19 protein-coding genes are annotated in these 18,693 nt (G+C 62.5%); 9 read left to right on the forward strand and 10 right to left on the reverse strand.

Annotation, left to right across the window (positions count from 1 at the left end):
• Positions 1–56: 56 nt before the first annotated feature.
• Positions 57–626 (reverse strand): GNAT family N-acetyltransferase, encoded by a 570-nt coding sequence (locus E1K68_RS24065; RefSeq protein ID WP_014720044.1) that lies wholly within the window; start codon positions 624–626, stop codon positions 57–59.
• Between the two features lie 76 nt (positions 627–702).
• On the opposite strand from E1K68_RS24065, the gene E1K68_RS24070 reads away from it, so the two are divergent.
• On the forward strand, positions 703–1,623 hold the full coding sequence (locus E1K68_RS24070) for a histone deacetylase (protein WP_169856610.1): 921 nt from the start codon (positions 703–705) through the stop codon (positions 1,621–1,623).
• Positions 1,624–1,793: 170 nt separating this feature from the next.
• On the forward strand, positions 1,794–3,020 hold the full coding sequence (locus E1K68_RS24075) for a TIGR03862 family flavoprotein (RefSeq protein WP_212614754.1): 1,227 nt from the start codon (positions 1,794–1,796) through the stop codon (positions 3,018–3,020).
• A 113-nt stretch (positions 3,021–3,133) separates the two neighbouring features.
• Here the strand turns inward: E1K68_RS24075 and E1K68_RS24080 are convergent, their stop codons facing one another.
• Positions 3,134–4,468, reverse strand: coding sequence for a DEAD/DEAH box helicase (locus E1K68_RS24080; protein WP_003194386.1), 1,335 nt, complete (start codon positions 4,466–4,468; stop codon positions 3,134–3,136).
• Between the two features lie 48 nt (positions 4,469–4,516).
• Positions 4,517–5,413, reverse strand: coding sequence for a drug/metabolite exporter YedA (gene yedA, locus E1K68_RS24085; RefSeq protein WP_003194388.1), 897 nt, complete (start codon positions 5,411–5,413; stop codon positions 4,517–4,519).
• Positions 5,414–5,573: 160 nt separating this feature from the next.
• Between yedA and E1K68_RS24090 the strand changes: the two genes are divergently transcribed.
• Positions 5,574–6,035 carry an Lrp/AsnC family transcriptional regulator gene (locus tag E1K68_RS24090; protein WP_137204531.1) on the forward strand — a complete coding sequence of 154 codons (462 nt, stop codon included), beginning with the start codon at positions 5,574–5,576 and terminating at the stop codon, positions 6,033–6,035.
• 139 nt (positions 6,036–6,174) lie between these two features.
• On the opposite strand, the gene E1K68_RS24095 is transcribed toward E1K68_RS24090, so the two are convergent.
• The 3 genes from E1K68_RS24095 to E1K68_RS24105 form a co-directional block, all read right to left on the reverse strand.
• Positions 6,175–6,786: a 3'-5' exonuclease gene (locus E1K68_RS24095; protein ID WP_003194395.1), complete on the reverse strand. Its 612-nt coding sequence runs from the start codon at positions 6,784–6,786 to the stop codon at positions 6,175–6,177.
• A 25-nt stretch (positions 6,787–6,811) separates the two neighbouring features.
• Positions 6,812–7,288: an NYN domain-containing protein gene (locus E1K68_RS24100; RefSeq protein WP_003194396.1), complete on the reverse strand. Its 477-nt coding sequence runs from the start codon at positions 7,286–7,288 to the stop codon at positions 6,812–6,814.
• A 119-nt stretch (positions 7,289–7,407) separates the two neighbouring features.
• The gene (locus E1K68_RS24105; protein WP_003194399.1) at positions 7,408–8,121 is read right to left on the reverse strand and encodes a DUF2076 domain-containing protein; all 714 of its coding nucleotides are present in this window, start codon (positions 8,119–8,121) and stop codon (positions 7,408–7,410) included.
• Positions 8,122–8,302: 181 nt separating this feature from the next.
• Between E1K68_RS24105 and E1K68_RS24110 the strand changes: the two genes are divergently transcribed.
• Together E1K68_RS24110 and E1K68_RS24115 are read left to right on the forward strand one after the other, a co-directional pair.
• Positions 8,303–8,962, forward strand: a complete 660-nt coding sequence (locus E1K68_RS24110) for a YciC family protein (protein ID WP_032873246.1) — start codon at positions 8,303–8,305, stop codon at positions 8,960–8,962.
• A gap of 41 nt (positions 8,963–9,003) precedes the next feature.
• Positions 9,004–10,092 carry an endonuclease/exonuclease/phosphatase family protein gene (locus E1K68_RS24115; RefSeq protein ID WP_212614755.1) on the forward strand — a complete coding sequence of 363 codons (1,089 nt, stop codon included), beginning with the start codon at positions 9,004–9,006 and terminating at the stop codon, positions 10,090–10,092.
• 122 nt (positions 10,093–10,214) lie between these two features.
• Here E1K68_RS24115 and hrpB read toward each other — a convergent pair whose 3' ends face one another.
• The gene (gene hrpB, locus E1K68_RS24120) at positions 10,215–12,722 is read right to left on the reverse strand and encodes an ATP-dependent helicase HrpB (protein ID WP_212614756.1); all 2,508 of its coding nucleotides are present in this window, start codon (positions 12,720–12,722) and stop codon (positions 10,215–10,217) included.
• A 253-nt stretch (positions 12,723–12,975) separates the two neighbouring features.
• On the opposite strand from hrpB, the gene E1K68_RS24125 reads away from it, so the two are divergent.
• Both E1K68_RS24125 and E1K68_RS24130 read left to right on the forward strand, forming a co-directional pair.
• Positions 12,976–13,395 carry a hypothetical protein gene (locus tag E1K68_RS24125; RefSeq protein ID WP_003194410.1) on the forward strand — a complete coding sequence of 140 codons (420 nt, stop codon included), beginning with the start codon at positions 12,976–12,978 and terminating at the stop codon, positions 13,393–13,395.
• A gap of 9 nt (positions 13,396–13,404) precedes the next feature.
• Entirely contained in the window at positions 13,405–14,298 is an 894-nt protein-coding gene (locus E1K68_RS24130; protein WP_034133765.1) for a cation diffusion facilitator family transporter, read from the forward strand.
• Here the strand turns inward: E1K68_RS24130 and E1K68_RS24135 are convergent.
• Positions 14,295–15,176 (reverse strand): DUF6515 family protein, encoded by an 882-nt coding sequence (locus E1K68_RS24135; RefSeq protein WP_003194414.1) that lies wholly within the window; start codon positions 15,174–15,176, stop codon positions 14,295–14,297. The genes E1K68_RS24130 and E1K68_RS24135 overlap by 4 nt on opposite strands.
• 427 nt (positions 15,177–15,603) lie before the next feature.
• On the opposite strand from E1K68_RS24135, the gene E1K68_RS24140 reads away from it, so the two are divergent.
• Together E1K68_RS24140 and E1K68_RS24145 are read left to right on the forward strand one after the other, a co-directional pair.
• Positions 15,604–16,083: an Lrp/AsnC family transcriptional regulator gene (locus tag E1K68_RS24140; RefSeq protein ID WP_003194418.1), complete on the forward strand. Its 480-nt coding sequence runs from the start codon at positions 15,604–15,606 to the stop codon at positions 16,081–16,083.
• A 186-nt stretch (positions 16,084–16,269) separates the two neighbouring features.
• Positions 16,270–16,479: a DUF2788 domain-containing protein gene (locus tag E1K68_RS24145; RefSeq protein ID WP_016773053.1), complete on the forward strand. Its 210-nt coding sequence runs from the start codon at positions 16,270–16,272 to the stop codon at positions 16,477–16,479.
• Here the strand turns inward: E1K68_RS24145 and E1K68_RS24150 are convergent.
• Together E1K68_RS24150 and amn are read right to left on the reverse strand one after the other, a co-directional pair.
• Positions 16,474–17,109, reverse strand: coding sequence for a pseudouridine synthase (locus tag E1K68_RS24150; protein WP_003194421.1), 636 nt, complete (start codon positions 17,107–17,109; stop codon positions 16,474–16,476). The two genes, E1K68_RS24145 and E1K68_RS24150, sit on opposite strands and share 6 nt — an antisense overlap.
• Before the next feature lie 71 nt (positions 17,110–17,180).
• Positions 17,181–18,653: an AMP nucleosidase gene (gene amn / locus E1K68_RS24155; RefSeq protein ID WP_161981173.1), complete on the reverse strand. Its 1,473-nt coding sequence runs from the start codon at positions 18,651–18,653 to the stop codon at positions 17,181–17,183.
• Positions 18,654–18,693 lie beyond the last annotated feature (40 nt).

Below are 18,693 nucleotides of genomic sequence, written 5' to 3' on the forward strand. Positions count from 1 at the left end.
GCGTTCTTCGCGAGCAAGCTCGCTCCTACAGGTTTCTGTTGAGCATGACCGCCTGCTTATCCGTGCAGCGTGTCCAACCATTGGGCGCGGGTGATGCGGTACAACACGTGAGGGCGCAGCGGGTCACCGGCTGCGACTTTCGGGTGTTCAAAATCTGCCTGCGGATCGTAATGCATACCGATGGCCTGCATGACTTTTTGTGAGGGCAGATTGCTCTCGGTGGTGAAAGCCAGGATTTCGTCCAGTTGCAGGCGGTCAAAACCACAGCGCAACGCCGTCCAGGCGGCCTCACTGGCATAACCCAGGCCCCAATGCTCACGGGCCAGGCGCCAGCCGATTTCCACCGCCGGGGTAAAGCCGGCTTCGAAGCTGACATTCGCAAGGCCCGTCAGGCCGATAAACTCACCGGTGTCCTTGCGCTGCAAGGCCCAGAAACCAAAGCCATATTCAGCAAAATGCCCGCGAATCCGGCCGATCAGCGCGGCGCTTTCCAAGTGGCTCAATTGAGCCGGGAAATAACGCATCACCTGTGGGTCGGCGCACATGCGCGCAAAGTCCGGCAGGTCGCTGTCGCGCCATTGGCGCAGCACCAAGCGTGCACTTTCCAATTCCAATATCGGCTCCATGGGTCCCCCTGCCTTGCCATGTGCGTGAGTGTACAGCGCTGTTAAGATCCGTCGCAGGTTCCCGTCAGAAAATCCCATGCCCTTGCCATTGATCTACCACGAAGACTACAGCCCTGAGTTCCCGGCGGACCACCGGTTCCCCATGGACAAGTTTCGCCTGTTGCGTGACCACCTGGTGGACAGCGGCCTGACCGAAGACAGCCAATTGCTGCGCCCGCCGCTGTGCCCGGCGGACATTTTGGCCCTGGCCCATGAACCTGGGTATATCGAACGCTACATGGGCGGCGAACTGTCCCGCGAAGACCAACGCCGCCTCGGCCTGCCCTGGAGCGAAGCCCTGGCCCGGCGCACGGTGCGCGCGGTGGGCGGCTCGATCCTGGCCGCCGAACAAGCCCTGGCACATGGCCTGGCCTGCCATTTGGCCGGTGGCACCCACCATGCCCATTACGATTATCCGGCGGGTTTCTGCATTTTTAATGACCTGGCGGTGATCAGCCATTACCTGTTGGCCAGCGGCCGGGTCAATCGCGTGCTGATCTTCGATTGCGACGTGCACCAGGGCGACGGCACCGCACGCATCCTGCACGACACGCCGGACGCCATCACCGTGTCGCTGCACTGCGAAAAGAACTTCCCGGCACGCAAGGCCCAGAGCGACTGGGACATCCCGCTGCCCATGGGCATGGGCGATGCCGACTACCTCAAGGTGGTGGATGACGCGCTCAACTACCTGCTGCCGCTCTACCAGCCGGACCTGGTGCTGTACGACGCCGGCGTGGATGTGCACAAGGACGACGCCCTTGGTTACCTCAAGCTGACAGATGCAGGCGTCGCCGCCCGTGATGAAAGCGTGATGCGCCACTGCCTGGGCCGCGACATTCCGGTGATGGGCGTGATCGGCGGCGGTTACAGCAAGGACCGCCCCGCCCTCGCCCGCCGCCACGGCATCCTGCACCACAGCGCACAACGGGTGTGGACGTCATCAGGCTGTCATTGAAGTGTGAGCGTTACCCACAATGCCTGTGGAACGGCCTGTGGATAACTTGAGCGTAAGCGGCTGCAAGCGTTTGAGCGCATGGCCTGTAGGAAAGTGTACGTTTTTTGATCAGGCAACAGCGTCGTGGTCGGGTAGAATGCTCGGCCTATTCATATCACCGTAGCCTGCCCATGCCTCAGACTTCTGCCCACCACGTCTCCATTATCGGCGGCGGCCCCGCCGGGCTGATGGCCGCTGAAGTCTTGAGCCTGGCGGGCGTGCGCGTGGACCTGTACGACGGCATGCCGTCGGTAGGGCGCAAGTTCCTGCTGGCCGGCGTGGGCGGCATGAATATCACCCACTCAGAAGCGTACCCGGCGTTCCTGTCGCGCTACGCCGAACGCGCCCCGCACATGGCGCCGCTGCTGCGCAGCTTTGGCGCCGAGGCGTTGTGCGAATGGATTCATGGCCTGGGTATCCAGACCTTTGTCGGCACCTCTGGCCGCGTATTTCCTACCGATATGAAAGCCGCGCCACTGTTGCGCGCCTGGCTCAAACGCCTTCGCGATCAAGGTGTGGTTATCCACACCCGGCATCGTTGGCTGGGTTGGAATGCCGAAGGCGGTTTACTTATCCACAGCCCGGACGGTGACAAAGTTGTCCACAGCGATGCGGTGCTGCTAGCCCTGGGCGGCGGCAGTTGGTCGCGCCTGGGTTCTGACGGCGCGTGGCTTAACCTGTTTGAAGGCAAGGGCCTGCCCTATGTGCGACTGCAACCGAGCAACTGCGGGTTTGAAGTGTCGGCCTGGAGCGAGTTGATGGTCAGCAAATTCGCTGGCGCACCGTTGAAAAACGTCGCCATTGGCCTGGGGGATGACAAGCCTCGGCTGGGCGAATGCGTGATCACCGCCACCGGCATTGAAGGCAGTTTGATTTACGCCTTGTCGGCGCCGATTCGCGAAGCGATCAACCGCGACGGTGCGGCCACGGTGCATATCGATTTGCTGCCCAGCAAGCCGTTGGACAAGGTGCAGGCCGGATTGGCAAAGCCCCGTGGCTCACGGTCGATGAGCAAGCATCTGCACAGTCAGTTGGGGCTAGATGGCGTGAAAGCGGCCTTGTTACGCGAGTTGTCGCCCGCTGAACACTTCACCGATCCGGCGCAATTGGCGGTGGATATCAAAGCGTTGCCGCTGACGCTGGTGAAGACGCGGCCGATGGATGAGGCGATCAGCACGGCAGGTGGTGTGCCGTTTGAAGCGCTGGATGAGCGGTTGATGCTCAAGCCATTGCCTGGGGTGTTTTGTGCGGGGGAAATGCTGGACTGGGAGGCGCCCACTGGTGGGTATTTGCTGACGGGGTGTTTTGCCAGTGGTAGAGCGGCTGGGCGGGGGATTTTGGAATGGCTCCACCGCTGATCGTTCCCACGCTCTGCGTGGGGATGCCGCCAGGGACGCTCTGCGTCCCGCTTTAGGTTCGTGACGCAGAGCGTCACAGGATGCGTTCCCACGCGGAGCGTAGGAACGATCAATCACTTCTTCTTACGCGGCCCAGTATTAAACACCGGCACCTTGCGCACCGGCTTGATCGACGGCTCAGCCGGCGCCACGTCACCACTGTCCACCCACTTGCCCAGGTTGCGCTTGCCGCCACCGCCGGACGCCTTAGGCTTCTTCGGTTTTTTCGGCTTCTTGACCACCTGCCCGCTGGCATCGGTGTCCGGCACGCGGTGCTCCGGCTCGAAGTCCGGTTCCATCTTGCGGGTGAGGGTCTGGCGGGTCAGCATCTCGATCGCCGAGAGCATGTTCACCTCATCGGCACACACCAGGGAAATCGCCTCACCGGTATTGCCCGCACGCCCGGTACGGCCGATGCGGTGGATGTAGTCTTCGGCCACGATCGGCAGGTCAAAGTTGACCACCAGCGGCAGGTCTTCGATATCCAGGCCACGGGCCGCCACATCGGTGGCCACCAGGATCTGCACGTCGCTGGCCTTGAAGCGGTCCAGTGCGCGTTGGCGGGTGGCTTGGGGTTTGTCGCCATGGATGCCGTCGGCGTTGATCCCCAGGCCCTGCAACTTGTCCACCAAGGCGTCTACGCCGTTGCGGGTCTTGGCGAACACCAGCACTTGCTTCCAACGGCCCTTGCGCATCAGGTGCACAAACAGTTCCGGCTTGCGCTTCTTGTCCACCGGCACCACCCACTGCTTGACGGTGTTGGCAGCGACGTTGCGCGGGCTGACTTCGATGCTCAGCGGGTCGTTGAGCATCTGCCCGGCGAGCAGGCGGATGTCATCGGAGAAGGTCGCGGAGAACAGCAGGGTCTGGCGCTTTTTCGGCAACATGCGGTAGATGTTGGCAAGTTCTTCGGAGAAGCCCAGGTCGAGCATACGGTCGGCTTCATCCAGCACCAAGGTTTGCAGCTGGTTGAGCTTCAGCGCGTTCTGGCGGAACAGGTCGATCAGGCGGCCAGGGGTGGCGACCAGAATGTCGACGCCTTTGCGCAGCTTCATCATCTGCGGGTTGATGCTCACGCCGCCGTACACCGCGTAAGTGGTCAGCGGCAGATGTTGGGCGTACTCGGCAACGCTGGCGTGTACTTGCTCGGCCAGTTCGCGAGTCGGGCACAGGATCAGCGCACGCGCAGAGTTGGCGGCGACTTTCGGCCCTTCCAGGGTCAACAGTTGCAGCAGCGGCAAAGCGAAACCTGCGGTCTTGCCGGTGCCGGTCTGGGCCGCGGCCATCAGGTCGCGACCGGCCAGCACGGCCGGAATGGCTTGGGCCTGCACCGGCGTCGGGGTCTGGTAGCCAAGCGTCTCAAGGGCGCGCAGCAAGGGTTCGATCAGGCCAAGGGTGGCGAAAGTCATGTAGTTACCGTAGGAAAAATTCAGCGCAAGGGCGTAATGCGCGGCAGTTTACCTTATTTCGGGTTTGGGCTTGCGCCATTGGGGCAGGCTGATCAGCAACACCGCGCTGATGATCACCAGCATTGCCAGGGCTTCTTCCAGGCCGATGCTCTCGCCCACGAATACAATCCCCAGCAACACGGCCACTGCCGGGTTCACATAGGCATAGCTGGTCGCCGCCGCCGGGCGTACGTGCTTGAGCAGGTACATATAAGCGTTGAAGGCAATGATCGAGCCGAACACCGTGAGGTACGCCAGGGCCAGCCAGCCTTCCAGCGGCGGCATGGCCTGCAGGTGCTCGCCAGACAACGCGCTGACGATCAGCAGCGCCACACCGGCCACGAGCATTTCCGCGGCACTGGCCATGGCGCCTTGGGGCAGCGGCAAATGCCGGCTCCACACCGAGCCGAAGGCCCAGGACGCCGCCGCCATCAACAGCAACACCGCGCCCAGTGGGCTCGACTGCAAGGTACTGCCCATGTTGAGCATGGCAATGCCGATGATCCCCAGCAGCACCCCGGCCCATTCCAACCGCGTATTACGTGCGCCCCAGAAAAACCCACACAGCAAGGTAAACAGCGGCACCGTCGCCACCGCCAGCGCGGCCACGCCGGACGACACGCCCATATGTTCCGCCACGCTGACGCCACCATTGCCCACGGTGAGCAGCAAAATGCCGATCATCCCGGCCGCCTTCCACTGCGGCCAGGTCGGCGCCGGCACCCCGCGCCACCTGAGAAAGCCGTACATCAACGCGCCCGCCGTGCAAAACCGAATGCCCGCCAGCAACAACGGCGGCCAGTACTCCACGCCAATGCGGATCACCAGGTAGGTGGAACCCCAGATCACATACAACGCAAAAAAGGCGGCGATCAACGGTAAGGGAAAGCGACGTGGGCCAGGCATTGGGCGGCTCTATGGCAGGAAATGGGAGACTTATTCTAGAAACGAAGGTGGATAAACTTAAGTTACAAAACCTGTTTAAAACGCCGATACACTTCTCAAACCATGGTTATCAAGGCTATAACCCGTGCTTTCGAAAGCGATGCGCAACCGGAGCCTTATCATGGACAAATACGACCGCATGCTCCTCAGCGCCCTGCTTGAAGATGGCCGCGCTTCCTACGCGCAACTGGCACGCACCGTAAACCTCTCCGCCCCCGCCGTGGCCGAACGCGTGGCCAAGCTTGAGGCCAGCGGCGTGATCACCGGGTACCAGGCCAAGGTGGATTTATCCAAGGTGGGCTTGCCGATTCAATGCGTGATCGAGTTGCGGCTGACCAATCATGGCAGCCAAAAGGTGTACGACGCCCTGGCGGAAATACCCGAACTGACCGAATGCCACCGCGTCACAGGCGACCCCTGCGTGATCATGCAAGCGGCGGTGGGCACCATGCCGCAGCTGGAAGACCTGATTAATCGGGTGGCGAAGTTCGGGTTCAGCAAGACCTCGATTATTTTGTCCAGCGCCATAGAGCGGCGGGTGCCGTTGGGGCAGTTGGACACCAATGGGAAAAGTGCTGGCTGAGCGATCGCCATTGCTGATCGTTCCCACGCTCTGCGTGGGAATGCCGCCCTGGACGCTCTGCGTCCGCTCTTAAAGTCGTGACGCGGAGCGTCACCAGATGCATGCCCACGCAGAGCGTGGGGACGATCAGCGCCTGGCCTTAAAACCCGCGATGTTTCTTCAGGTGTTCATTGATCTTCGCCGCCGGCACTTTCTGCAAGGTGCACAACAGGTCATGGGACAGCTCGCGCAAACCATGAGTCTGGCGCAGTTCCTGGGCCAGGTGCGCGGTGAGGTTAGCGGCCATTTCCGCGTCCGCCAGCGCCCGGTGAGCCTGGCCGGTGTGGGGCAGTTTGGCGTAGGCGTTGAGGGTGCCGAGCTTGTGGTTGGGCGCAGCCGGCATGAGGCGGCGGGCCAGGAGCAGGGAGCAGGCGAACTTTTGCAGGCGGGTGCGGCGGATCAGGCCGAGCTCAAAGTCCCAGAACTTCTGGTCGAACGCGGCGTTGTGCGCCATCAAGGGCGTGGTGCCGACGAACTCATTGACCTCGTTCATCACCCGCTCAGCCGGGGGCGCGCTGCGCAGCATGGCGTTGCTGATGCCGGTGAGTTGTTCGATAAACGCCGGTATGCGCACGCCAGCGTTCATCAGGCTCTGGTAGCGGTCCACGATTTGCCCGCGCTCAAGGATGACCACGCCAATCTCCGTGGCCCGGCAGTGGCTGCTGGGGGTGATGCCGGTGGTTTCAAAGTCGATGACCGCTATGCGTTCCAAACCTGTTCCTACTCCGTTCAACGATCTATTTGAGCAACAACGCGCCTTCGATCGGCACATAGTGGCTGGCGGCGCGTATCAATGAGTTGGCCGTCAGCCCCGGCACGCCGTAGGCCACGGCCCGCACGCCATGCTTGTGGATGATGCGCTCGAGCAGCATGTCGAAATCACCGTCACCGGAGGCCAGCACGACTTCGTCGACATGATCGGCGGCGTCCATGATGTCCAGGGTGATGCCCACGTCCCAGTCGCCCTTGGCCGAGCCATCGCTGCGCTGGATATACGGCTTGAGTTTTACCGTGAACCCCAGGTTGCGCAGGATCTGCTGGAACTGCTGCTGCTTGCTGTCGCCGCGGTCGATGGCATAGGCGTACGCCTCGACAATCTGCCCGCGCGCGCTGATGTCAGCCCACAGGGCGGCGTAGTTGAAGTGGCAACCATAGGCCTGGCGCACGGTGTAGTAGAGGTTTTGCACATCGGCGAACACTGCAATTTTTTTCACCGCACTTCCTCATGGACAGCCAGGCGCCAGCGCCCGGAAAGGGCGCCAGTATGCCAGCCAAGGGAGCGTTTCCGGGAAAAAATCAGACCGGAGCGCCGTGGCGCCCCGGGCCTGGTGTGTCAGACGAAAGAATCGTCGTCGCCAAAGGATGAGGAATCGTCCGAAAAATCGCTGTCGGCATTGTTGCCGCCCCAGCTGTCATTACCGGCGAACTGCTGGTCATCGTTACCCCAGTTGCCTTGATCGCTGGCAGGTGCTGGTTGTTCGATGATCTCTTCCACCACCTGTGGCTGCTGGTTGTGATGGAACAGGCTGCTGATCCCTTCGGCCAGCAACACCCCACCGGCCACGCCGGCGGCGGTCTTCATGGCGCCACCGAGGAAACCACTGCCGGCTGGTGCGGCGACCGGTGCTTGCGGTGGCTGGTAGTTCTGTTGCGGCGCAGGCTGGCCAAAAGCGGGCCGCGCGGGCTCACGCCAGCCGCCACCTGAGTTGCTCGGCGCCGGCTGTGGGTCACGGGAGCTGCCGCCAAAGATGCTCGACAGGAACCCACCACCGCTGGCCGGCGCAGGTTGCGTGGCCTTGGCCCGTTGCAGCTCGTCCTGCAATTGCTGGATCTGCTGGGCCTGTTGCTTGTTCTGCGCGTCGAGGCTCTGCAGCGCATGTTCCTGCACCAGAATCGACTGGGTCATGTAGTAGCCGACGGCGGGTTGGCGAGCCATATGCTCCTTGATCCGCGCTTCGGCCTGGGCGTCGCGGGGGGCTGAGTCCGTTTCGGCTTGCTGCAACCGTGAAAACAGTCCATCGATCAGGGTTTGCTCTTCGCTGTTCATGGCGACCTCGTAGATTGCCGATAAAAAATTCTCGTCCCGCCTGTGATCAGGCCAGGGGCGTTTCAGTTATGGGGATGTTACGAGTTGTTTCAATGGTCTTTACTCAAGGTTTACGTTTGCGCCCCTTGGACCCTGATCGGTTAAAGTGTCGCCCTCTGCTTCCAGGCCTGTGATGACCCTGATGAATCCGTTAGACGTTTTGCGCGACTCCTTCCGCTTTACCCAGCGCAACCTGGGCGCCATCGTCCAGCTGTGCCTGCCGTTGGTGATCCTCGAAGCCTTGCTGCAACAGGTGCTGGACCACACGCTGGGCCCGGATGCGTTTCCCGGCTACAGCGTGGTCGTGGGTTTGTTGGTGTACCCGCTGTACACCGGCGCCCTGATCCTGTTTCTCGACGCCCGCACCCGGGGCGAGTCGCCGCGCACCAAGGACGTGTGGGCCATGGCCTTGAGCCTGTGGCCGCGTTTTGCCCTGCTGACAGCCATGAGCACCTTGCTGATTCTGTTGGGGCTGTCGCTGTATTTCCTGCCGGGCTTGTGGCTGATGGTGGTGCTGGCGTTTGCCGAATACCTGCTGGTGCTGCGCGGCATGCCCGCCCTGGAGGCGATGAAGGAAAGCTTTCGCCTGACCCGCGGGCATTTCTGGCGCATCCTGGTGTGCCTGCTGTGTGTGATGACGCCGTTGTGGCTGCTCAAGGGCGCCAGCGTGGCGGCCTACCCTGAGCCGGCGCCGCTGCTGGGGCTATTGATGGACAGTGCCCACAGCTTTTTGCAGTTGTTTACCAGCGTGGTGTTGTTCCGTTTATTCATGCTGATCGGTGGCGACGCCGACGTGCGGTGATATGCTCCGTGGCTCTTCTGACACGCATATAAGCCGAGCCGATGACCCGTTTATTGCGCATCACCCTGTTGAGCCTGTTGATCATCGCCGGCCTGCTGGCCGCGCTGATCTACAGCCTGACCTGGCGCCCTGCCGACAAAGAGACCCTGCCCGTCAGCTGCGTGGCACCCCGCGCGCCGACGCTGTTGCCGGGGCAGGCGCTCAAGGTCATGACCTGGAATGTGCAATACCTGGCCGGCAAGAACTACGTGTTCTGGTACGACACCCCGGACGGCAGCGGCCCGGACGATCGCCCCACCGTCGAAGACATGGCCTTTAGCCTCGACGAAGTGGCGCGGGTGATCCGCGACGAACAACCCGACATCCTGCTGTTGCAGGAAATCGATGAAGGCGCCAAACCGTCCCACTATCAGGACCAGCTTGCACTGTTGCAGGAGCGTCTGGTGGACCTCTACCCGTGCAGCGCCCAGGCCTTCGACTGGAAAGCCGACTTTGTGCCCAGCCTGCACATCTTCGGTAACGTGGGGCGCAAGCTCGCTACGCTCAGCCGCTACCAGATCGAACACGCCGAGCGCCTGCAACTGCCGGCCGCCGAAGCCAACTTCATCAGCCGCCAGTTCCAGCCTAAACCTGCGTTGCTGCTGACTTACCTGCCCTTGAGCGATGGCGGCCAACTGGCGGTGCTCAATACACGCCTGGACGGCGGCGCACCTGGCCGCTCGGCCGCGCAACAACAGGTGCAAGCCACAGCCAAACTGCTGGATAAATTCGAAGGCCGGGGCACGCCCTGGTTGATCGGCGGGGATTTCAACCTGCTGCCACTGGGCCAATACCTGCGCCTGGACGCAGCTAAGCGCGGGCAGTATTCGCCGGACAGCGAGTTGCACCTGCTGTGGGACAAGTACCCGATGATCCCGCGCAATAGCGAATCTAGCGGGATTGATCGTGAGAAATGGCTGACGCACTTCCCCAATGACCCGAGCCTGGACAGGCCGGATCGCACCTTGGATTACCTGTTCTACAGCCCGCGCATCAAGCGGGTGGAGGCGAAGGTGAGGCAGGAGGACACGTTGCGCATTTCCAACCATCTACCCGTTATCGCCCGCTTCCTGCTGCCTGCCGCGCAATAACCCACATCATTATTCTTTTGTGGGAGCTGGCTTGCCTGCGATGCCGCCGATGCGGTCTTTCAGTGACACCGCAGCGATGCGATCGCAGGCAAGCCAGCTCCCACATTTGAACTGCATCGCGCTTACTTACGCGGCTTGATTCGGGCTGTCGCTTCGGCCACCAACGGGTCATCCGGCCAGTAATGCTTAGGGTACCGCCCCTTGAGATCCTTCTTCACCTCGGCGTAGGTACTGCGCCAGAAGTTCGCCAGGTCCTGCGTGACCTGCACCGGCCGACGCGCCGGGGACAGCAAGTGCAACTTCACGGCCAGGCGCCCGCCGGCGATACGCGGGGTGTCTGCCAGCCCAAACAATTCCTGCAAGCGCACCGCCAGGATCGGCGGCTGTTCGCTGTAGTCCAGGCGTACCGATGACCCCGACGGCACTTTCACATGCTGCGGCGCCAGCTCTTCCAGGCGTTGGGGCAAAGGCCAGGGCAGCAGGTTATGCAGGTAGCTGGAGATATCCAGGTTGGCAAAATGGCTGAGGCGCGAGACCTTGCCCAGGTAAGGCATCAGCCAATGCTCCAGGCTGGCGAGCAGGGCCTTGTCGCTGAGGTCGGGCCACTCGCTGGTTTTGCCCGCATCCAGCTGGCGCAGCAACATCACACGGGCTTGCCACTGACGCAGTTCCGGGGTCCAGGGCAGCAGTTCCAGGCCTTTGCGGCGCACCAGGTTGACCAGCGCCTGGCTGCGGGCGGATTCGTCGAGGCCGGTCAGCGGTTCGCGGCTGAGTACCAGTTCGCCGACTTTGCGCTGGCGCTCGGCCCGCAACACGCCTTCACGCTCGTCCCAGTCGAGTTGGTCGACGTTGCGCACTTGCTCGGCCAGCACTGTGTCGAACAGCGCCGGGTCAAAATCCGCCGCCAGGTAGATGCGCTCTTCGCGCTGGCCCTGGCGGCTGCCCAGGTCGGCGATGACCAGCCAGGGTTGTTTCATCAGGCTGTCGGCTTCGGCAAATAGCGCTGCTCGGCCATTGGCCAGGCGATATTCAGCGCCACCGGCGCGGCGTTGTTGGGCGACGCGGTCCGGGTAGGCCAGTGCCAGCAAGGCGCCGAGCCAGCGCGGGTGGTCGGGGTTGTCCACCGGCTGGGTCGCCTTGCCGCGCAGGTAGCCACGGTATTGCCGGGCCAGTTGCTTGGCGCGCTGCACGCCACCTTGGGTACCTCGCGCACGCTCTTCACCAGACATCAGCGCCAGGCGGCTGTGTAAATCGGCACCGCCGCCGCGCAGGATATCGCGCTCGCCCAACAGAGCCGCGACGTCACAGGCCGTGGCGGCCAGCCCCAAGTCCTGGCCACGCAATAACAGATGGGCAATACGCGGGTGAGCGGGCAACTCGGCCATCTTCTGGCCATGGGCGGTGAGGTTTTCTTCGCTCAATGCGCCGAGGCGTTGCAACAGATCCTGAGCCTGGGCATACGCGGCAGTCGGTGGTACGTCCAGCCACACCAACTGGTTGGGCGTCACGCCCCAACGGGCCAGTTGCAAGGCCAGCCCCGCCAGGTCGGCGGCGAGGATTTCCGCGCTGCCATAAGCGGCCAGACCGTCGTGCTGGTCTTCGGACCACAACCGGTAACACACCCCCGGCTCTAACCGCCCTGCCCGGCCGGCGCGCTGGGTGGCGCTGGCGCGGGAGATGCGCTGGGTGTCGAGGCGGGTCATGCCGCTGCCGGGGTCGAAACGCGGCACCCGCGCCAACCCAGCGTCGATCACCACACGCACGCCGTTGATGGTGAGGCTGGTCTCGGCGATGTTGGTGGCCAGCACCACTTTGCGCTTGCCGGCCGGCGCCGGGTCGATGGCGGCGCGCTGGGCATTGAGGTCCAGCTCACCGTGCAACGGGCATAGCAGCACATCAGGGCGATCACCCAAGGCCTCGGCCAGTTGCTGGTTGACCCGGCGAATCTCCGCCTGCCCCGGCAAAAACACCAGCACGCTGCCGGTTTCGTCATGCAGGGCTTCGAGGATGGTCTGCACCACGCGCGGCTCGATAAACTCCCCGGCCTGGTACGGCCGGCCCCAGCGCATCTGCACCGGGAACATGCGCCCCTCACTGCGCAGGATCGGCGCGTCATCCAGCAGGCCGGCCAGGCGTTCGCCTTCAAGGGTGGCGGACATCAGCAGGATTTTCAGCGGCTGCTCGTCGCGAAACAACTCGCGACCGTTAAGGCTCAGGGCCAGCGCCAGATCGGCGTCGAGGCTGCGCTCGTGAAATTCGTCGAAGATCAACAAGCCCACGCCGTCCAGTGCCGGGTCGTCCTGCAGGCGGCGGGTGAGGATACCTTCGGTGACCACCTCGATGCGCGTGTTGGGGCCGACTTTGCTGTCCAGGCGGATGCGGTAGCCCACGGTCTCACCGACCTTTTCGCCCAGCTCACTGGCCAGCCGTTCGGCAGCAGCACGCGCGGCCAGGCGCCGAGGTTCGAGCATCAGGATGGTTTGCCCGGCAAGCCACGGCTCATGCAACAAGGCCAAGGGCACGCGGGTGGTTTTACCGGCGCCGGGGGGCGCTTCCAGCACGGCTTCATGGCGATGCGCCAAGGCGTCACGCAGGGCGGGTAAAACATCATCGATCGGCAACGAATTCATACTGGCTCCAAAGCAGAGCGGCGAGTATAACGGCGAACTGCCGGATGCCGATGCGGGTCTCAAAAACACCCACGCTTTGGGCTGTGAATGCAGTCGAGGGTGGAAGCTGGCTTGCCTGCGATAGCGGTGTGACAGTTGCCGCTGTATTTCCTGAACCGTCGCAATCGCAGGCAAGCCAGCTCCCACATTGGTTCATCGGCGCCTGGCCGATCTGGCTTATAGTCACCCATAAATATGTTCAGGAGACTTTTTCATGCGTATCGCTTCCCGTGTCATCGGCGGTGTCCTCGCCGTCACCCTGCTGAGCCAACTCACCGCCTGCGGGTCGATTTTCTACCCTGACCGCCGTGGCCAGATCGACGGCAAGATCGACCCGACCATCGCGGTACTCGATGCCCTCGGCCTGTTGTTTTATGTGATCCCCGGCCTGATCGCCTTCGGTGTCGACTTCGCCACGGGCGCCATTTACTTCGAACCGGGCAAGACCGCCCAGGTCGCGCCCGAGAAACTGCACGAAGCCATCGGCGCCGACGGCACGGTCGATAACGCCAAGCTGCAAAGCATCATCCAGAAAGAAACCGGCCGCACCTTGCCGCTGGACGACCCGCGCCTGATCCAGTTCAAGGGCAGCGTGCAGCAACTGGCGGCCCTGGGCCTGCAGCCTGCCGCGTAAGGACTGCTCATGACCAGCAGCCCCGAACACGCAAGGCTTCTGCGCCTGGCCACCCGCGCCTCGGTGGGCGTGGCCTGTGTGTTGATTGTGACCAAGGCCATCGCCTGGTGGCTCAGCGGCTCGGTGAGCATGCTCGCCGGGTTGACCGACTCACTGCTCGACGGCGTAACCTCGCTGTTGAACTTGCTGGCGGTGCATTACGCCCTGCGCCCGGCCGATGACGATCACCGGTATGGGCATGGCAAGGCGGAGTCGCTGGCGGGGATGGCGCAGGCCTTGTTTATCGCCGGCAGTGCGGTGCTGATTGCGCTCCAGGCGTATGAACGGCTCAAGCATCCGGAGCCGGTCGGGGCACCGTGGTTGAGTATCGGCGTGATTATCTTGTCGCTGGCGCTGACCGTGGCCCTGCTGATGCTGCAACACCGCGTGGTGCGCGAGACCGGCTCCAATGCGGTGCGTGCCGACTCGCTGCATTACCGCTCAGACTTGCTGCTCAATGGCAGCATCCTGATTGCGCTGGTGTTGGCAGGTTTTGGCTTTCATCAGGTTGATGCCTGGTTTGGCCTGGGGATCGCCGCCTACATTCTGTGGAGCGCGATCCAGATCGCCAGGGAAAGCTTTGCGGTGTTGATGGACGAAGAGCTACCGCCGGATGTCAGCCAGCACATGCTGGAACTGGCCCGCGGCGTGCCCGGCGTACTGGGTGCCCACGACTTGCGCACGCGGGTTTCCGGCAACCACTGGTTTGTGCAGTTGCACCTGGAGTTGCCAGGGGAATTGACCCTGTCGGTGGCCCACGGCATCAGCGACCAGGCCGCCGATGCCATTCACCGGGAATACCCGAAAGCCGAAGTGCTGGTGCACGCCGACCCACGGGAAGTGGTCACCGGCAACAAAACCTAGTACTGCACCTGATACCCGCGACTGCCCAGGCAGTTGCCCTGGGCCTGGCGGTAGGTTTGCACCACTGCCGGGTCGGGGGCGTAAGTCACGGTGCGGGGGTCGAAGCCACTTTGCTGCACCGCCCAGCGATAACAGTCGTAGCCGTCCTGCTGTACCTGGGCTGGCGATTGGCCGTTGGCCGGGTAAGCCACCACGTCATAACCGTTGCCTTGAGGCGTCGGCGGGGGTGATGGCACCTGCGTCGGTGGTTGTACCACCACGTATTGCTGGGTGCTTTGCTCGTAGGCGTAATAGGCGCCTGCGGCGAGGAACAACAGCGAGCCGCCTACCCACACTTCACGCGCGTAGTCCGGCAGGTAATGCACGCGAATGCCATAGGGCGGCGTCACCACTACGTAGCGAGGGCCTTGGGGCCGGTACCAGTAGCCACCCGAGAAGAAGTAATCCTGGCCACGGTAAGGCACGCGGTAATTGCGGTCGGGGAAACGGTCGATGACATAACCAGGGCGATGCTGCGGGCCTGGGCCCCAGCCATTGCCATGCCCGTCAGGACGACCGGGCCAACGGTTATCGTTGGGATGGTCATTGCCCGGACGCGAACCAGGGCCACCGGCCTCCCAATGCCTGTTGTCATCGTTGCGTCGGGGGATATCACGGTAATAACCCTGGCGCGGCTCCTGGGTCTGGCGCACGGTATCGGGCCGGCCCTGAATCGGCAGGTTATGCTCAGGCCGCGGCCCACCTTCGGGGCCCCGTTCGTGCTGCCCTTGCGGCCCATGCCCCTGTCCCGGTGAGTTATCACGTTCGTCGGCCATCGCCTGGGAGCCGACGCTGACCACCAGCAAACCAACACCTGCCATACGCCAGATGCGCTTCATGCTTTTCCTCACTGCGGATTGGGGCTTGATCATGAGACTGGAAAAGCCTCGCCCGGTTCTGAGACAGGTTATCAGTCACGAGAACTATTTTCTGAAGGCAAAACGCGCACAAAGAAAAAGGGGTGACCCGTCGGCCACCCCTTGAGAATTTCGTCCTGGCTCAACGCTTTTGACGTTGGCTCACCTCACGCCGTCTTGTGGACAGTGTGCAGCCTGGAGGCCGGCTCAACCCTGCTGGGGCGGCGGCCGCAACGGGCCTGATTGGGCGCGTTGCTGTGGACTGTTGTCCAGGCGGTGATTCTGTTGGTAATCATAGGCGTGCCGGGCGGGCAGAGGATTGCGAAGATTGCGTCAATAAACAGTGCTTGCGCAATTTTTAACCCTTCATGGATAATTCACCGCAATAGTTACGACAAAGGCCAACCCAATGAGCAAGCTTGACCGATACGACCTGAGTATTCTGGCGGAATTGCAGCGCGACGCGAGGATCTCCAACCAAGAGCTGGCCGAACGCATCGGCCTGTCGCCTTCGCCCTGCTCGCGCCGGGTCAAGCAGTTGGAAGACGACGGCTACATCGCCCGCCAGGTCGCCTTGCTCGACCGCAAGATGCTCGGCCTGAGCCTCACCGCTTATGTATTGATCGGCATGGACCGTCACACGCCGGAGCGCTTCGAGAATTTCGAAGCCGCCATCCGCACCCTGCCGCAAGTGCTGGAGTGCAGTTTGGTGACCGGCATGGATGCGGACTATCAGTTGAAGGTGGTGGTGCCGGACATGGACCATTATCAGAAGCTGCTGCTGGGCCACCTGACGCGGATTGAAGGCGTGACCAGCGTGCGTTCCAGCTTTGTGCTGAACCAGGTGCTCAACAGCACCGAACTGCCCCTGACCCACCTGCGCACCTGAAAACAACGGTGGGAGCTGGCTTGCCTGCGATGGCGGCGGGCCAATTTGCATCACAGTACCTGACAGACCGCTATCGCAGGCAAGCCAGCTCCCACAGTTCGATGGTGTAGGACTCAGGTCAATGTTGCGTCTGCGACGCTGCCGTATACTGCTCGCTTGTCTTGTCGGAAGAGCCCCATGAACAACATCGATCCCGCCCTGTTTGAAGAATGGATGATGACTGGCCTGGTCAGCATTCTGATCATTTTCATGGGCTTTATCGTCTGGGACCTGGCGAAGAAATCCAAGGCCGGGCGCTTTGGTTCGTTCATTCTGTTTTTCGTGCTGGGCCTGGGCGTGGCCGCGTTCATCATCAAGAGCGTGGTGATCGGCCTGATTGAATCCGGCGCCTTATAAGCGCGCCGGCACTGCCTTCCACTGGCCTTGATCCAGGCCGTCGATCGACCACTCACCAATACGCACGCGCACCAGGCGCAGGGTCGGCAAGCCTACCGCCGCGGTCATGCGCCGTACCTGGCGGTTACGCCCTTCGCGAATCACCAATTCCAGCCAATGGGTGGGCACGCTTTTGCGAAAACGCACTGGCGGGTTACGCGGCCATAATGCCGGTTCATCCAGTTGCCGTGCCTCGGCGGGCAAGGTCATGCCGTCGTTGAGCTCCACGCCTTGGCGCAGGCGTTGCAGCTGTTCTTCGGTGGGCTCGCCTTCTACCTGCACCCAGTAGGTTTTCGCCAGCTTGTGCTTGGGGTCGGCAATCCGCGCTTGTAGCTGACCATCGTTGGTCAACAGCAGCAGGCCCTCGCTGTCACGGTCCAGGCGCCCCGCCGGGTAAATACCGGGAATATCAATAAAATCCTTGAGCGTCGCACGCCCACCTTCGTCGCTGAACTGGGTCAGCACGTCGAACGGTTTATTGAACAGGATCAACTTCGGCTCGGCCGGAGGCGCCTTGGCAACGCGGCGAGCGGCAGAGTGCGGAGGTTTCACGCCAGGGCGACGTGAATCGGGACGAGTGGGACGGGACATGGCAAAGGAACATCTAACGGTCAGGACCGACAATGCTAGTGGCCTGACCGCTAAATGACCATCCCAACCGCTTAGCGGAACGGCGGCTCGTCGAAGCTGCGCAGTTTGCGCGAGTGCAACGAGTTGAGTTCGGTGCGCAACAGGTCGACCGCCTCGATGCCGATCTTCAAGTGCTGGCTGACCGCACGCTCATAGAACGCATTGGCCGAACCCGGCAGTTTGATTTCGCTGTGCAAGGGTTTGTCCGATACGCACAACAAGGTGCCGTAAGGCACGCGCAAACGGTAACCCTGGGCGGCGATGGTGCCGCTTTCCATGTCCACGGCCACGGCGCGGGACAGGTTGATCAGCGGGCGCTCCTGGGCCCAGCGCAGTTCCCAGTTCCGGTCGTCATAGGTCAGCACGGTGCCGGTGCGCAGGCGTTTTTTCAGCTCTTCGCCTTTTTCGCCAGTGACCTTGGCCGCCGCCTGCTGAAGCGCCAACTGCACTTCGGCCAGGGCCGGAATCGGGATGTTCGGTGGTACCACGCGGTCGAGAATCCCGTCGCGGCGCATGTAGGCGTGGGCCAGTACGTAGTCGCCGATGGTCTGGGATTGGCGCAGGCCGCCACAGTGGCCGATCATCAGCCAGCAATGCGGGCGCAATACGGCCAGGTGGTCGGTGATGTTCTTGGCGTTGGACGGACCCACGCCGATGTTCACCAGGGTCACGCCATGGCCGTCGGTGGCCTGCAGGTGATACGCCGGCATCTGGTAGCGGTGCCACACCACGCCGGCAGCAATGGCCGAGGCTTCGCCGTGGTCCATGCTCTTGTCGATCACCACGTTGCCGGGCAACACCATGCGGATAAATCGCGGGTCGCTGCGCAGTTGCTCCAGGCCATGCAGGATGAACTGGTCCACGTAGCGGTGGTAGTTGGTCAGCAGGATCCACGGCTGCACATGGCGCCAGTCGCTGCCGGTGTAATGCACCAGGCGACGCAGGGAGAAGTCCACGCGGGCGGCATCGAACAGGGCCAGGGGCAGTGGGTCGGTGTTTTCCCAGTCGTACAGGCCATCGGCAATGCCGTCGGTGGCGGCGGACAGGTCGGTACTGGGGAATACACGGGCCAGGGTCGCGGCAGTGACGCCGGAGCCGGCCAGTTCATCGCCCTGCTCCACCACATAGGGGTACGGGATGTTCTGCTGACTGACGCCCACTTCCACCGTCACGGTGAAGTCGTGCATCAGCGGCACCAGTTGCTCCAGCAGGTACTTACGGAACGCGGCCGGGTGGGTCACGGTGACGCTGTAGGTACCCGGCAGTTGCACCTTGGCATACGCCCGAGTGGTTTGGGGGACTTCACCGTGGCAGTGGTAGGTCAGGCGCAGTTCCGGGTAGCGAAACAGTGCGCGTTGCTCGGCGTCGGGCTCCACGCGGTCCTTGAGGTATTGCTTGAGCGCCTGGTTGAGCGCGCCAGTCGCACGCTCATGCAGCGCCGCCAGCCGGTCCACGGCCTCTTCGGCGGTTTTAACGACAACAAAAGCTTCGGTCACGGTAAGCATCCTGTGTTCTGACTTGCAGGCCTTTATCTTGCCTGTATCC

The sequence above is a fragment of the Pseudomonas sp. B2021 genome (assembly GCF_018135665.1).
GTDB classification, from domain to species: Bacteria; Pseudomonadota; Gammaproteobacteria; order Pseudomonadales; family Pseudomonadaceae; genus Aquipseudomonas; species Aquipseudomonas lactis.

Excerpts from the sequence above, each read along its gene's own strand:
- E1K68_RS24065 (WP_014720044.1), bottom strand. The coding sequence starts at position 626 with ATGGAGCCGATATTGGAATTGGAAAGTGCACGCTTGGTGCTGCGCCAA.
- E1K68_RS24070 (WP_169856610.1), top strand. The coding sequence starts at position 703 with ATGCCCTTGCCATTGATCTACCACGAAGACTACAGCCCTGAGTTCCCG.
- E1K68_RS24075 (WP_212614754.1), top strand. The coding sequence starts at position 1,794 with ATGCCTCAGACTTCTGCCCACCACGTCTCCATTATCGGCGGCGGCCCC.
- E1K68_RS24080 (WP_003194386.1), bottom strand. The coding sequence starts at position 4,468 with ATGACTTTCGCCACCCTTGGCCTGATCGAACCCTTGCTGCGCGCCCTT.
- yedA (WP_003194388.1), bottom strand. The coding sequence starts at position 5,413 with ATGCCTGGCCCACGTCGCTTTCCCTTACCGTTGATCGCCGCCTTTTTT.
- E1K68_RS24090 (WP_137204531.1), top strand. The coding sequence starts at position 5,574 with ATGGACAAATACGACCGCATGCTCCTCAGCGCCCTGCTTGAAGATGGC.
- E1K68_RS24105 (WP_003194399.1), bottom strand. The coding sequence starts at position 8,121 with ATGAACAGCGAAGAGCAAACCCTGATCGATGGACTGTTTTCACGGTTG.
- E1K68_RS24110 (WP_032873246.1), top strand. The coding sequence starts at position 8,303 with ATGAATCCGTTAGACGTTTTGCGCGACTCCTTCCGCTTTACCCAGCGC.
- E1K68_RS24115 (WP_212614755.1), top strand. The coding sequence starts at position 9,004 with ATGACCCGTTTATTGCGCATCACCCTGTTGAGCCTGTTGATCATCGCC.
- hrpB (WP_212614756.1), bottom strand. The coding sequence starts at position 12,722 with ATGAATTCGTTGCCGATCGATGATGTTTTACCCGCCCTGCGTGACGCC.
- E1K68_RS24125 (WP_003194410.1), top strand. The coding sequence starts at position 12,976 with ATGCGTATCGCTTCCCGTGTCATCGGCGGTGTCCTCGCCGTCACCCTG.
- E1K68_RS24130 (WP_034133765.1), top strand. The coding sequence starts at position 13,405 with ATGACCAGCAGCCCCGAACACGCAAGGCTTCTGCGCCTGGCCACCCGC.
- E1K68_RS24135 (WP_003194414.1), bottom strand. The coding sequence starts at position 15,176 with ATGAAGCGCATCTGGCGTATGGCAGGTGTTGGTTTGCTGGTGGTCAGC.
- E1K68_RS24140 (WP_003194418.1), top strand. The coding sequence starts at position 15,604 with ATGAGCAAGCTTGACCGATACGACCTGAGTATTCTGGCGGAATTGCAG.
- E1K68_RS24150 (WP_003194421.1), bottom strand. The coding sequence starts at position 17,109 with ATGTCCCGTCCCACTCGTCCCGATTCACGTCGCCCTGGCGTGAAACCT.
- amn (WP_161981173.1), bottom strand. The coding sequence starts at position 18,653 with ATGCTTACCGTGACCGAAGCTTTTGTTGTCGTTAAAACCGCCGAAGAG.